This window comes from Paenibacillus sp. J2TS4 (genome assembly GCF_018403245.1).
Taxonomy (GTDB): Bacteria; Bacillota; Bacilli; order Paenibacillales; family NBRC-103111; genus Paenibacillus_L.
Window position 1 is genome coordinate 34330 of sequence record NZ_BOSH01000022.1, and the last position, 13358, is coordinate 47687.

Here is a 13358-nt window from a genome sequence, read left to right on the forward strand (position 1 = left end):
AGTGATGGAGGAGGATGAGCTCAATGCTTTACAAATGGAAGCTGACGCTGCAACTTTATTATTATCGGCTGCTGCTCATGATCGGTTTGAAAGGCGATGAAATTTATTACATTGGCGGCAGTGAAGCTCTGCCCCCACCGTTAACCCGGGAAGAGGAAGAATTTCTGCTGCAGAAGCTTTCGACAGGCGATGCCGCTATTCGGGCGATGCTGATTGAACGCAACCTGCGTCTTGTCGTCTACATTGCAAGGAAGTTTGAAAACACCGGAATAAATATTGAAGACCTGGTCTCCATTGGAGCCATCGGATTAATCAAAGCGGTCAACACCTTCGACCCGGAGAAAAAAATCAAGCTGGCCACCTACGCATCCCGATGTATTGAAAATGAAATATTGATGTATCTTCGCCGCAACAGCAAGATCCGCACCGAGGTCTCGTTCGACGAACCGTTAAATATCGATTGGGATGGGAACGAGCTGCTTTTATCTGACGTGCTGGGCACGGAGAACGATACTATTTACCGCAATATTGAGGAGCAGGTGGATCGCAAGCTGCTACATAAAGCGTTGGACAAATTATCCGAAAGGGAAAGGGTTATCATGGAGCTGCGTTTCGGTCTGCAGGATGGAGAGGAAAAAACACAAAAAGATGTGGCCGATCTGCTGGGCATTTCCCAGTCCTATATTTCCCGCTTGGAAAAACGAATTATCAAACGACTGCGCAAAGAATTTAATAAAATGGTTTAATGCTTATAAACGGCTCCGTTGGGCCGTTTTTGGTTTGCTGCGAAAGAGGGCCATGCCCATTATGCGGGTCCTTCATACGCGCATAAAAAATCATCTCGAGGAGATAATTAACATTAATGCTGCTCCTTGGGAGGTAAACACGGTGACACGAAACAAAGTCGAAATCTGTGGTGTAGATACGTCCAAACTTCCTGTGCTTACAAATACGGAGATGCGGGGGCTGTTTGTCCAACTGCAAACCGATCATGATCATTCTGCCAGAGAAAAATTGGTCAACGGCAATTTAAGATTAGTGTTAAGCGTCATTCAAAGATTTAACAATCGCGGGGAATTTGTGGATGATCTGTTTCAAGTAGGATGCATCGGACTTATGAAAGCCATCGATAATTTCGATTTGAGCCAGAATGTCAAATTTTCCACTTATGCTGTTCCGATGATCATCGGCGAGATCAGACGCTATCTTCGGGATAACAACCCCATCCGGGTGTCGCGTTCGCTCCGGGATATCGCTTATAAAGCATTGCAGGTTCGCGATAATTTAACAAACATGAATTCGCGGGAACCGACGATCTACGAAATATCGGAAGCATTGAACGTGCCTAAGGAGGATGTGGTCTTTGCTCTGGATGCGATCCAGGATCCGGTTTCCTTGTTCGAGCCGATCTATCAGGACGGCGGCGACCCGATCTATGTTATGGATCAAATTAGCGATGATCGTAACAAGGACGTTTCCTGGATCGAAGGAATTGCTCTGCGGGAAGGAATGCGGAAATTAAACGACCGGGAAAAAATGATTTTGTCCATGAGATTTTATGATGGCAAAACCCAGATGGAGGTAGCCGAAGAAATCGGCATATCCCAGGCACAAGTATCCCGGCTGGAAAAATCCGCGATATCGCAAATGCAAAAGCATGTCAAAACTTGACGCGTTTGTTTAATACCAAGCTGGCCTTTTCACGAAGGCCGGCTTTTTTAAATATTAATTATAAGTTCCGGGGCTCCCCGCAAAGTAATGTATTTGTGGGGCTGTTTTAGTCCGATGAATCGACAATTGGACTGGCTTTCCCGTTATTTTGCAGCAAACAGGACATTTTCCCTATAAAGTACATATATTTATAAGAGTGCAACTAGGCGAAAGAGGACTTGTTGGAAAATCTTCTATATACTCGGCGCTAAAGATCCATAGCTCATGAAGAGGAGAAAGAAAGATGCTTCCAGGGCGAGTTTTGGCTTTGTATTCCAACCATCCGAAGGTCCATCTATGTAAAAGGGGCCTACTGGTTTGATCGGAGTCCCCGCAAAGTAATGTATAAACCTCTATCGAAGCAAGAACAGGACGATAGACCGCATTAGAGGATGGTTTAGTCGCCGACCCTGTCAGGGTGCGGATGGAAAATCACTACGAAGCTTATTTTCACTTTTTGGGGAAGGAGTATGATGTTTGAAGCTTCGGAGGCATTTTCCTTCGGAACGGAATGATAGCTCTCTTTAGTGCCACATATATAGTTAATGGCTAGGGGAGTTTCAATCCAGACCATAAAACTATAGGGATCGTGGTGATGCCAACGTGAAAATATCTGACTTTCAATCCAAAGATGTCATCAACATTGTGGACGGTAAAAAGCTGGGGGTCATTAGCGATCTGGAGCTCGATCTCCGGCAGGGAAGAATCGAATCGATCGTCGTTCCGAACAGCAGCAAGTTTTTCGGGTTATTCGGCGGGGGAACGGATGTGGTTATCCCATGGAGGAATATCGTCAAAATTGGCATGGATGTCGTCTTGGTCAAATTGGATGAAAGCCGATCGTACCGGGCTGTGGAAGAAGGAGATCCGCAGGCGGAGTATCGGCCTGTTTACAGGGAAAGATAGGCGGAGCGAGCGAACGCCCTGGAGAAAGATGCGAGAGGATTTCTTCGGGGCTTCGTTCCTGACGAAACCTGTGTTACTATGAATATATAGATTCCTTGTCCAGACAGGAGGAAGGTTATGGAGCCTTTTCGGAAGGTTGGAGGAGAGCGGGACAAGCCGCTGCTGTGGCAAATCGGCTCTTGGTCGGATCGTTACCCGGAACTGACGGCCGGCTTTACGTCCCGACTCGGCGGCGTTAGCGGAGGAAGCTTCACTTCTCTGAATTGCGGACTGCATGTAGCGGATCGGCCGGAGGATGTTATACATAATCGCAATAGAGTGGCGGCTGCCGTAGGAATTCCACTGGATGATTGGACCTATGGGGAACAAATTCATGGCGTTGACGTTGCAGCTGTAACGAATCAAGATAGAGGAAAGGGAACGGCCGACAGACAAAGTGCTTTGCAAGGCAAAGATGCGTTTATTACTAATCAACAGGGCCTAGTTATGGCAGCTTTGTTCGCGGATTGTGTCCCTCTATACTTCTATGATCCCGTCAATCAGGCGGCGGGACTGGCTCACGCCGGCTGGAAAGGAACCGTCGGCCGGATCGCCTGGAACACCGTGAAGCGGATGGAGGAGGCCTATGGGAGCCGGCCTGAGCAAATTCTTGCATGTATTGGGCCGTCTATCCAGTCGTGCTGCTATGAAGTCGACGAGCGGGTCGCTGAGCGGGTCCGGGAGCTTCTCCCCTGGTTGAATAATAACGAAGAAGGCACAGCTGCCGTTCAGGAAAATCACTTTATGACTCCCCAAGGACAGGATAAATTTATGTTGGACTTGCAACAAATCAACCGACAAATTATGATAAAAGCAGGAATCTTGCCATCTTGTATCGAAATATCTAAGTTATGTACCAGCTGCCGGTGCGATACTTTCTTCTCCCATCGTAAGGAACAGGGGCAGACCGGCAGGATGATCGCTTGGATCGGATTAAGATGAGATAGAAACAGAGGTGAGTCCCATATGAATCTGCAGGAAAGGGCCGGGGAGGTCCGTTCCCGGATTGCCGAAGCTTGCAAGAGAAGCGGGCGGGACAGAGACAGCGTGGAAATCATAGCCGTGACGAAATACGTGTCTTTGGAAACGGCTCGTGACGTCGTAGATCTTGGATATAACAAGATCGGAGAAAATCGGTGGCAGGATGTTAAGCCCAAATGGGAAGCACTCGGCTCCCGAGTGGAGTGGCACTTTATAGGACATCTGCAGACGAACAAGGTGAAGGACGTCATCGGCAAATTTAGCTATATTCACTCGTTGGACAGGCTGTCACTCGCGAAAGAAATCAATAAGCGGGCGGAGGCTCTGGGAACGGCCGTCCATTGCTTGATTCAATTAAACATTTCCGGCGAGGAAAGCAAGTATGGTTTGGAGCCGGAGCAATTTTTCCCTTTTGTGGAGCAAGTCAGGAACTTCCCCTATATCCGCATTGCAGGATTAATGACGATGGCGCCCTATGAGAGCGAGCCGGAACAGACCCGTCCGATATTCCGTGCCTTGCGCCAATTGAGGGATGAATGCAATAAGCGAGCGCTGTTGGACTATGAAATTCATCATTTGTCCATGGGGATGTCGAATGATTTTGAAGTAGCGGTGGAAGAGGGAGCGACTTGGGTTCGTTTAGGCTCAATCCTGGTAGGTAAAGAATAGCTCAAACCAAGGAGGGATTATCGGTGGGAGTCATGAACAAATTTCTTAACTTTATTGGACTGCAGGAGGAGGAAGAGATTATTGAGAAGGAGCGGGTGGTCGAGCCTGCTTCGGAATCTGATGCCAACGCGTTCGACGGTCGCAAGAATAAAGGGAATATCGTCAGCATTCATTCGCAAAAAAATGTGCGTGTTGTCTTGAGCGAGCCTCGTTCCTATGATGAAACTCAGGATATTGCGGATCATCTCCGCTCGCGCCGGCCAGTCGTCGTCAATTTACAAAGAGTTCGGCCGGATCAAGCGATGAGAATTGTAGACTTTTTGAGTGGTACGGTCTACGCTCTGAATGGTTCGATATCGAAGATCGGTTCGAATATTTTTCTATGCACTCCGGACACGGTTGAAATTCAAGGGTCGATCAAGGATACTTTGGATGAAGAGGCGGATTACAACAAATAGAGGTGAACAGTTTGAATTTGTCAGATATCTATGGGCTAATTAATACACTAATGACGATCTACACCTATTTAATCATCGCATACGTTCTGCTGTCCTGGCTTCCTAACGCGCGAGAGAGCTTCATTGGAGAATTGCTTGGCAAGGTGGTTGAGCCCTACCTGTCGATTTTCCGCAAGTTTATTCCTCCTATCGGCGGAATGCTGGATCTATCTCCGATTATTGCCCTTATTGCGCTCAGATTTGTCGGGATGGGGATTATCGCCATCATCGAAATGATTGTCGGAATGGTCTAGCGGATCGATGAATAATTCATTGTTCGACCATTTTCATCCGGATGAGCACCCGTTCGTAGACAAGGCGTGGGAATGGGTTCAGAAGGCGGACAGCCGCCATGAAACCCGATTGACCGATTTCCTCGATCCTAGACAAGCCTATATACTGCAGACGCTGGTGAACCGGGTGGGTCATACGTCTCTTCACCTGGATGGGGGCAGTGAAGGAGCCGAGCGTGCACGGGCGGTCATCGCTCCGGATTACTTGTTCGTAGAGCAAGAGGAGTTCAGGCTGGCTGTCCTGTCCGTGGATGCTGGCAAAGGTGCCGAGCAATTGGAGCACGGGGACTACATGGGGGCGATTCTCGGCCTTGGAATCAAGCGGGACAAGGTCGGAGACATCCATGTTCACGCAAACGGCTGTCACTGTGTAGTAGCAGAAGAAATCAGTGATTATATGCGGCTGCATCTCCAACAAGTTCATCGTGTCCATGTTCAGACAGAGGTTATTCCGGTCCGTCAACTGAGACCCACCCGAATAGTCCTGGACGAAATGGATTTCACGGTGGCTTCTTTACGTTTGGACGGAATAGCGGGAGATGTTTTCCGGTTAAGCCGCGCCAAAGCGCTGGTTCCGATTAAAGCCGGCCGCTGTCGGGTCAACTGGAAGGTCGAAGAGGACCCCAGCAAACAGCTGCAAGCGGGAGATGTCGTTTCTATGCAAGGCTTCGGGCGATTTCGAGTGATGGAAATCGAAGGGGTGACCAAAAAAGGAAGAATTCGGCTTAAAATAGGCAAGTATCGATAATTTTTTCGTTTTATGCAGGATTTCTTCCGGTTCTGTCGAATAGTGTACGGTACAATGAGGTTTCCGTATGTACATATTGTGGAGGTGCATCCATGCCATTAACGCCTTTGGATATACATAACAAGGAATTCAAGAGAACTTTCCGAGGATATGACGAGGATGAAGTGAATGAATTTCTGGACCAGGTCATTAAAGATTATGAATCGCTCATTCGCGATAACAAGGAGCTGACCCAGCAGGTCCAAGCTTTGCAAGAAAGGTTGGATCACTTCTCCAATATTGAAGAATCTCTCAGCAAAACGATTATTGTCGCACAGGAAGCGGCGGATGAAGTCAAGACGAACTCGAAGAAAGAGGCGGAGCTCATTATTCGCGAAGCCCAGAAGAATGCCGATCGGATTATTAATGAATCTTTGGTTAAATCGGGGAAAGTTGCTTTGGAAATCGAAGAGCTTAAGAAGCAAGCTGCTGTGTACCGGACCAGATTCCGCACTTTGCTGGAGGCTCAGCTGGAATTGCTTAACGCCGACAGCTGGGACGTCCTGGAAGGGAAGACAGGAACCGAGCAATAATACGGTATCCAAGTTGACGGCCTTTTGGAATTTCGATATACTCCATAATAAATAATGAATGTTCAAAACGATGATTGGAACGAGTACGGCGCAGGAGCGGATTCAGCGAATTAGGGAGTGGTGGAAGCCTAATGTTCGTAAAGCGCCGGAAAATCCTCCAGGAGTATTCTCTTGAACTGGAAGTAGAGAGCGTCGGGTGATTCCGTTATCCATCCTTGAGTGAGCATTCCACAGGATTAGACTGTTTAGTCTGAGTTCCTGAATTGTTCTGTGGAGCTTAGGAGGGTGGTACCGCGAGCGTCTCTCGTCCCTTTGGGGATGAGAGTTTTTTTGTTTCTAATAGTAAAGATAATTACGTTAAGGAGTGCGCAAAGACTATGGATTATGGCAAAACATTAAATTTACCCAAAACTGATTTTCCAATGCGAGGCAATTTGCCGCAGGCGGAACCGAAGGTTCAGCAATGGTGGGATGAAATAGACATTTATACTAAGGTCCAGGAGCAAGCCAAAGGCAAACCGAAATTTATTCTTCATGACGGCCCTCCTTATGCTAACGGGGATATTCATATCGGGCACGCCTTGAACAAGATTTTGAAGGATATCATTGTCCGTTATAAATCGCTTCGGGGATTTGATGCTCCCTATGTACCGGGATGGGACACCCATGGGCTGCCGATTGAACAAGCGATTGCTAACAGCGGGAAGGCGGACCGCAAGAAGATGACGGTGGCCGAATTCCGGGAGGCCTGCAAAGAATACGCTTTGAGCTGGGTGGATAAGCAACGGGCGCAGTTTAAGAGATTAGGAGTTCGTGGGGATTGGAGCCATCCTTATATTACCCTGCAGCCCGAATATGAGGCCGAGCAAATTCGCGTTTTTGGAGAGATGGTTCGCAAGGGGTACGTCTATAAAGGATTGCGGCCTGTCTACTGGTCTCCTTCTTCAGAAAGCGCGCTGGCGGAAGCCGAAATTGAATATCGGGAAAAGACTTCTCCTTCCATCTATGTCGCTTTTCCGGTTAGGGATGGCAAAGGCAAGCTGCCCGCTGAGGCGGAAATCGTCATCTGGACGACAACTCCCTGGACGCTGCCGGCTAACCTTGGAATTAGCGTCCATCCTGAATTTGACTATGTGCTTGTCCAAGTTGGCGAGCATCAATTTGTACTCGCGGAAGGCTTGTTGGAGTCCGCTGCCAAAGAGATAGGCTGGGCGGAATACCAAGTTATGAGCACCTTTAAAGGAGCGGATCTGGAGCACGTGACTTGCTCTCACCCGTTCTACGATCGGGAATCGCTTGTCATGACTGGAGAGCATGTAACGCTAGAAGCCGGTACCGGCTGCGTTCATACAGCTCCGGGGCATGGAGAGGATGATTTCCAGATTTCCCAGCGCTACGGACTCGGGGTGCTTTGCCCTATTGACGATCAAGGGAAATTTACGGCGGAAGCTCCTGGATACGAAGGGATGTTCTATGAGAAAGCGAACGAGCCTATTATGGAGCGGCTTAAAGAGAAGGGAAGCTTGCTGAAGCAAGCCTCGCTTCAACACCAGTACGCTCATGACTGGCGGACGAAGAAGCCGGTCATTTATCGCGCGACCGAGCAATGGTTTGCCTCGATTGACGGATTTCGCGAGCAAATGCTGGAAGAAATTAAAAATATTCGCTGGACGCCGAATTGGGGAGAGATCCGCCTTCACAATATGATTGCGGACCGTGGAGACTGGTGTATTTCCCGTCAGAGAACATGGGGAGTGCCGATTCCGATTGTATATTGCCGCAGCTGTAATCACCCTCTGGTTAACGAAAATACAATCGAATATATCGCCCGTATTTTCGAGCAGGAAGGGTCCAATGCCTGGTTTGAAAAGAGTGAGAAAGAGCTGCTGCCGGAAGGCACCGTTTGTCCGCAATGTGGACACGCTGAATTCCGCAAAGAAATGGACATTATGGACGTGTGGTTTGATTCCGGCTCCAGTCACGCCGCCGTTCTGGATTCCCGGCCCGAGCTTCAATGGCCTGCCGATTTATACTTGGAAGGCTCGGATCAATACCGCGGCTGGTACAACTCTTCCCTGATCACTTCTACGGCGGTTAAAGGCAACGCTCCTTATAAAGGAATCCTTAGCCACGGATTTACGCTGGACGGTGAAGGGAGAAAAATGTCCAAATCGCTCGGGAACACCGTTGATCCGAAAAAAGTCTGTGACCGGCTAGGTGCAGATATTCTTAGGTTATGGGTATCGTCTGTCGATTATCAGGCAGACGTGCGAATTTCTGATAACATCCTCTCACAAATTACAGAGGTGTATCGTAAAATCCGGAATACACTCCGTTTCTTTCTGGGGAATTTGGACGGATTCGATCCGAGTCGGGATCAGGTGAATGCCGAGGATATGAATGAGCTCGACCGATTTGCGCTTATTCACTTAAACCGTCTGACGGATAAGGTCATCCGCGCCTATGATCAATATGATTTTCATATCGTTTATCAATCGGTGCATCACTTCTGCGCGGTGGAGATGAGCTCGTTCTACCTCGATATTGTTAAAGACCGTCTATATGTTAGCGCACCGGACGACTGCGGCAGAAGAGCGGCTCAAACCGTATTATATAAAGCATTATCGGTAATAACTAAATTGATCGCCCCTATCTTGCCGCATACGGCAGACGAAGTATGGAAGCACATTCCGGGGGCAGAGGAAGAGAGCGTTCAGCTGTCCGCTATTCCGGAACCCGATACTTCGCTATTCGATGCTTCTCTGGAAGCCAAATGGTCGGCATTTATGGAAGTTCGGGACGAAGTTTTTAAAGCGTTGGAAGAGGCGAGAAATAATAAGGTGATCGGTAATTCTTTGGGAGCTTCCCTGCATCTGTATCCAAGCGAGGATACCGCCAAGCTGCTGTCTCAATTCGACCGTCTCGATCAATTGTTTATCGTATCGGATGTTCAGCTTCACAGCACTGATCGTATTCCGGAAGATGCGGCCTCATTCGGTCATCTGGCTGTCCGGGTAGTTCCAGCGGAAGGGGATAAATGCGAGCGCTGCTGGATGGTCACCCCTGAGGTAGGGAGCAACGAGAATCATCCGTCTCTTTGTCCACGCTGTTCGGAAGTGGTGGAGAATCACTTCTAAGTCGTTCATCGCATAAGGAGAGATACGGAATGTCCCATCTGGGCGAGGAACAGAATCATGCGAATGAGGATATCCGAAAGCTGAGTGAGCGGGTCGAACAATTGGCTTTTAACATGGAAAAGGCCAGATTCGCAGAATATGTGCAATTGCTCGAGAAGCCGAGAAAGCTGCTGTGGAATCATCTCCTCGGGGGAATAGCCCGAGGGGTGGGGATAGCCATTGGATTCACATTGCTAACTTCCACTCTGCTGTATTTTCTTCAAGCTCTAGGTGCTTTGGATTTGCCCATCATTGGGGATTATATTGCTGAAATAGTCAGACATGTGCAGGCGCGGCTGGAAGGAAGAACCTATTAGTGCCAGCAAGGAACCGAACGGCCTTGGTTAGCTGTTACCGCTAATCTGAGTTAGCTGATGATATCGTTCGTTAGATTGGTTAGCTGCCGGGCGGTTCGGTTCAATTTGCCGGTTATTGATCCATCTCGGATTCCGGTTCGTCCTCCAGCAAAGACTCGCCTTCTCCTTGTTGCATGTAATGACGATAAGCTTTATTCCGTATTATGCTCACATGCTTGCCGTATAAGTCGGTAGCCACGAAGCTCTCGTAATCTTCGACATAGCCATCGTTCTCGTCAGCTTCGACTTCCATTTCATCATAGCTGCTGATCTCAGGATCTTCCGCCATGGCGGGAGTGTTGGAGGTTCCCCAGCTTTCGACGATTTGCCAGGCATCTTCGCCGTCAAACTGGTTTTGTTCGGATAGCTCGTCCAAGCTGGTTCGGCCAAATGGCGGATTGAGGATTTCTTCCTCAATGGGCCTGCGATTGTTAATTGAAGTCTCGGGGGTATGTTCCTTGCAGTATAAAGTAGCAGGAACCGCCAACAGCCGTTCATAAGGTATCTGGGCATGACAGGTAACACAATGCCCATATTCGCCGGCGTTCAATCGTTCCAATGCATCGCGAACGTCAGCCAGCTGTTTTTCGGCTTTATCATTCAAAGCGATGTCCTTCCCGCGTTCGAATACTTCCGTTCCCATGTCGGCGGGGTGGTTGTCGTAGGTGGACAGCTCACCCGTGGAATCACCAAGGGATGAGTTCATTCCGTAGTGGGAATTAGCGGAAAGCTGTTTCTCCAACTCGCGTAGTTCTTGTTCCAGCAGCTCTTTAATATGTTGTTTCTGTTCTGCCGTTAAAGCTTGCATTTCGGCTCCGACTCCCTTCGAGGTGTTCTGCCCTATTGTATGCGTAAACGGATAGTTTTAACGGAGGTAATTCCTTGAACGCAAGGAAATCATGGGTTAGGGGTTGAGCATTTGATCTATTACTTCATTGCTTTAATAGTGCTTGCGTTGGACCATCTGACCAAGTGGCTCGTGGTGACCAATATGAAGATAGGGGAATCCCGCTCCGTTATCGGGGAGTTTTTTCAATTTACGTCTCACCGTAATAAAGGGGCGGCTTTTGGGATTTTGCAGAATCAACGGTGGTTTTTCCTTATTATTACGACGGTAGTAGTCATTGGTATTATCATCTACATGAGAAAGGTTCTTCGGGAGAACAAGAAGCTTATGCCTTTTGCGCTCAGTTTATTGCTCGGGGGAGCGGTCGGCAATTTCATCGATCGGGCTTTGACTGGGGAAGTGGTCGACTTTCTCGACTTTACCTTTAGCTTTAACTGGTTTGGACAAGCGATTATCTACCCTTTTCCTATATTTAATATTGCCGATTCTGCCATCGTGATTGGCGTTTCGCTAATTCTGCTGGACTCCCTGCTCGAGTGGAGGAAAGAAAAGAAAGGAAAGATCGATGAAGTTCAACAATAATGACTCTGTCCATTCAGAAAAATCAGAAATGAGAATGATAGGAGATAATCAGACAGATCGTGAGGCGGCTCCCGCGGAAACGTACTTATTGAGCTCTGTCAAGGAGTCTCATGATACGGAAACGGAGGACACGGATACAGAGCGGTTTGAATGGCTGATCGAAGGCGAGGAAGCCGGAATAAGGATTGACAAATTCGTTGCGGATTCGATGGATGAAGAAATTTCTCGCTCTCAAGTTCAGCAGTGGATCCAGAACGGAGATGTCCGGGTGAACGGCCAGACCGTAAAAGCCAATTATAAGCTGCAAACGAAAGACGAGCTTGTCGTTACCATTCCGCAGGCAGAAGAGACTTCTATCCAGCCGGAAGAAATTCCGCTGACGGTCGTCTACGAAGATTCTGATGTAATAGTCATTAACAAGCCGAGAGGCATGGTGGTCCATCCGGCCGCCGGTCATGCTTCGGGGACGCTAGTTAATGCGCTCTTGGCCCATTGTCATGATTTATCGGGAATTAACGGAGTGATGCGGCCGGGGATCGTCCATCGAATCGACAAAGACACCTCCGGTTTGTTGATGGCGGCCAAAAACGATCTGGCCCATATTTCCTTGTCGAAGCAGCTGAAGGATCATTCGGTTGTCCGCAAATATGTGGCGCTCGTCCATGGACGGGTTCCGCACGATCATGGAACTATTGATGCACCCATTGGCCGTGATCCTCACAATCGAAAGCAGTTTATGGTAACCAACCGCAATAGTAAACATGCGGTAACTCATTTTGCCGTTGTCGAACGGATCGGTTCATTTACATTGCTTGAATTGAAGCTGGAGACCGGCAGAACTCATCAAATCCGGGTTCATATGAAGTATATAGGACACCCTCTCGTCGGCGATCCGGTATACAGTAAGAGCAAAAGAGCCGGGATTGACGGCCAAGCGCTTCATGCAGCAGTTCTGGGCTTTGTCCATCCGCGAACGGGAGAGGCCCTTCAGTTTGAAGCGGCTTTGCCTGACGATATGAACCGGCTGCTGGAGCGGGTCCGTCTTTTATAAGTTCGTTATGAGTTTGTGAGTGTTGAAAAAAGCGGATTTATCCCTCCACAATTATCTCTTGACTTCTTTTGTCGAAAGTGGGATAATTCTTTTAGTTGAATAGCGCCTTTAAAAACAGTCCCGTGAGGCTGGCAAGGTGATCGTTACTAGTCATTCAGAGTTCAGGAGATGTCTCTGTGTTCCTTTGGGAACCCTAATATCGGTGTGTACTTCACCGATGGACGTTTGCTGTCTAACCCTTGCCTTCGGGCAAGGGTTTTTTTAATGACTACTTTGGGACAGCCGTATTCTCCTCTAATGGATTTTGTTAAATCCGGAGCGAGTCGGCAAGTCGAAGTAACGGGGCGCGGAACAAGGAGGTCAGGAGAAAGTGCTTAGCCAGGATAAACGAGTTCTTCTGGATGAAGTCGCGATACGCCGGGCGTTAACCCGGATAGCTCACGAAATATTGGAAAGAAACAAGGGAGTCGACGACATCGTGCTTGTCGGGATTCGCACGAGAGGGATATACTTGGCGGAACGCATCGCCAAGAGAATCATGGAAATCGAGAACGTCCCCGTGCAGGCGGCGGAAATCGATGTGACCCAGTATCGGGATGATGTAGCCCGGCAGAGCAGAAGAGACGATACGATGGCGAATAAGGTGGAACCTGAGCTTGACGTCCATAATAAAAAAATCATATTGTTTGACGACGTTTTATATACCGGGCGTACCGTCCGGGCGGCCATGGACGCACTAATGGACAGAGGACGTCCCCAAATGATCCAGTTGGCGGTCCTCATCGATCGGGGGCACAGGGAGCTGCCGATCCGGCCGGATTATATCGGCAAGAACGTTCCCACTTCCAAGCTGGAGGAAATTGTGGTTCATCTGGAGGAAGCAGACGGGCAAGACGAGGTCATCCTATTCCATAAAGGGAGCTGAAAACCG

15 protein-coding genes and 1 other annotated feature are annotated in these 13358 nt (G+C 48.6%); of the genes, 14 read left to right on the top strand and 1 reads right to left on the bottom strand.

What is annotated here, in order from left to right; translation table 11 throughout:
* Window positions 1–23: 23 nt before the first annotated feature.
* From sigE to KJS69_RS27745, 11 genes are all read left to right on the top strand, one after another.
* Window positions 24–746 carry an RNA polymerase sporulation sigma factor SigE gene (gene sigE, locus KJS69_RS27695; protein WP_213587231.1) on the top strand — a complete coding sequence of 241 codons (723 nt, stop codon included), beginning with the start codon at window positions 24–26 and terminating at the stop codon, window positions 744–746.
* 142 nt (window positions 747–888) lie between these two features.
* Window positions 889–1671 (top strand): RNA polymerase sporulation sigma factor SigG, encoded by a 783-nt coding sequence (gene sigG / locus KJS69_RS27700; protein ID WP_213587233.1) that lies wholly within the window; start codon window positions 889–891, stop codon window positions 1669–1671.
* 642 nt (window positions 1672–2313) lie between these two features.
* Window positions 2314–2616, top strand: coding sequence for a YlmC/YmxH family sporulation protein (locus KJS69_RS27705; RefSeq protein ID WP_213587235.1), 303 nt, complete (start codon window positions 2314–2316; stop codon window positions 2614–2616).
* A gap of 117 nt (window positions 2617–2733) precedes the next feature.
* Window positions 2734–3597 carry a peptidoglycan editing factor PgeF gene (gene pgeF / locus KJS69_RS27710; RefSeq protein WP_213587237.1) on the top strand — a complete coding sequence of 288 codons (864 nt, stop codon included), beginning with the start codon at window positions 2734–2736 and terminating at the stop codon, window positions 3595–3597.
* Window positions 3598–3621: 24 nt separating this feature from the next.
* Entirely contained in the window at window positions 3622–4305 is a 684-nt protein-coding gene (locus tag KJS69_RS27715; RefSeq protein ID WP_213587239.1) for a YggS family pyridoxal phosphate-dependent enzyme, read from the top strand.
* A gap of 23 nt (window positions 4306–4328) precedes the next feature.
* Window positions 4329–4763 carry a cell division protein SepF gene (locus tag KJS69_RS27720; protein ID WP_213587240.1) on the top strand — a complete coding sequence of 145 codons (435 nt, stop codon included), beginning with the start codon at window positions 4329–4331 and terminating at the stop codon, window positions 4761–4763.
* Between the two features lie 50 nt (window positions 4764–4813).
* On the top strand, window positions 4814–5056 hold the full coding sequence (locus tag KJS69_RS27725) for a YggT family protein (RefSeq protein ID WP_213587283.1): 243 nt from the start codon (window positions 4814–4816) through the stop codon (window positions 5054–5056).
* 7 nt (window positions 5057–5063) lie between these two features.
* Window positions 5064–5843 (top strand): YlmH family RNA-binding protein, encoded by a 780-nt coding sequence (locus tag KJS69_RS27730; RefSeq protein WP_213587242.1) that lies wholly within the window; start codon window positions 5064–5066, stop codon window positions 5841–5843.
* A gap of 92 nt (window positions 5844–5935) precedes the next feature.
* Window positions 5936–6415 (top strand): DivIVA domain-containing protein, encoded by a 480-nt coding sequence (locus KJS69_RS27735; protein ID WP_213587244.1) that lies wholly within the window; start codon window positions 5936–5938, stop codon window positions 6413–6415.
* Window positions 6416–6476: 61 nt separating this feature from the next.
* Window positions 6477–6730: a binding site (T-box leader), on the top strand.
* Window positions 6731–6792: 62 nt separating this feature from the next.
* Window positions 6793–9552 carry an isoleucine--tRNA ligase gene (gene ileS / locus KJS69_RS27740; protein ID WP_213587246.1) on the top strand — a complete coding sequence of 920 codons (2760 nt, stop codon included), beginning with the start codon at window positions 6793–6795 and terminating at the stop codon, window positions 9550–9552.
* Window positions 9553–9581: 29 nt separating this feature from the next.
* Window positions 9582–9908 (top strand): DUF5665 domain-containing protein, encoded by a 327-nt coding sequence (locus tag KJS69_RS27745; protein WP_213587248.1) that lies wholly within the window; start codon window positions 9582–9584, stop codon window positions 9906–9908.
* 112 nt (window positions 9909–10020) lie between these two features.
* On the opposite strand, the gene KJS69_RS27750 is transcribed toward KJS69_RS27745, so the two are convergent.
* Entirely contained in the window at window positions 10021–10755 is a 735-nt protein-coding gene (locus KJS69_RS27750; RefSeq protein WP_213587250.1) for a TraR/DksA C4-type zinc finger protein, read from the bottom strand.
* Between the two features lie 111 nt (window positions 10756–10866).
* Between KJS69_RS27750 and lspA the strand changes: the two genes are divergently transcribed.
* The 3 genes from lspA to pyrR all read left to right on the top strand — a co-directional run bounded on the left by lspA (window position 10867) and on the right by pyrR (window position 13352).
* Entirely contained in the window at window positions 10867–11376 is a 510-nt protein-coding gene (gene lspA, locus KJS69_RS27755; protein WP_213587252.1) for a signal peptidase II, read from the top strand.
* Window positions 11360–12427 carry an RluA family pseudouridine synthase gene (locus KJS69_RS27760; RefSeq protein WP_249730736.1) on the top strand — a complete coding sequence of 356 codons (1068 nt, stop codon included), beginning with the start codon at window positions 11360–11362 and terminating at the stop codon, window positions 12425–12427. The genes lspA and KJS69_RS27760 overlap by 17 nt, the downstream gene beginning before the upstream one ends.
* Window positions 12428–12797: 370 nt before the next feature.
* Entirely contained in the window at window positions 12798–13352 is a 555-nt protein-coding gene (gene pyrR / locus KJS69_RS27765) for a bifunctional pyr operon transcriptional regulator/uracil phosphoribosyltransferase PyrR (protein WP_213587254.1), read from the top strand.
* Window positions 13353–13358 lie beyond the last annotated feature (6 nt).